This is a genomic window from Roseibium sp. AWQ4_254 (assembly GCF_056161025.1).
On the sequence record NZ_JBSWYH010000111.1, the window covers coordinates 1 to 424 of the forward strand.

At 53.1% G+C, this 424-nt stretch carries 1 protein-coding gene; it reads left to right on the forward strand.

All coding sequences use genetic code 11. The features are described 5' to 3' along the window. Positions 1-276 (forward strand): hypothetical protein (locus ACXAIC_RS24840; RefSeq protein ID WP_475187134.1); only part of this gene is annotated, 276 nt, incomplete at its 5' end. Positions 277-424 lie beyond the last annotated feature (148 nt).

The following is a 424-nucleotide window of genomic DNA, read 5'->3' on the forward strand; positions in this document are numbered from 1 at the left end:
GAAAAGACTGCTCGGATCCATGAAAACACCTCCATGATCGAAGTGAATCAGAAATCACCTCCAATGGCGAGGTTTTTGCGGGTGTCCAGCTTCTTCATCAACCTGACCCAGCAGCCCGCCGGTGTGGTGCCCTGCGGTGCCGGGCTTCCCGTTGCCCTCCAGGCCATCGGCGCCCGCGGCACGAACGGCAAGGTTCTGTCGCTGATGGCCCGGTTGGAGGAGATGATTGGAGGGAAATACCAACCTGCACTACTGTCCGGGAAAATTCTGATTTAGGATAAAAAGGTCCGTTTTGTAAGGAGATCGTCTAGAATCGTGGTTGCAACGCCTGATTTCAGAATCTCTCCCAAAAACGGACCCAAGAATGACCCTAAGCGTTTTTCATCAGATCATAAAGCATCTTCCCCGCCGCCAGATCAATTCC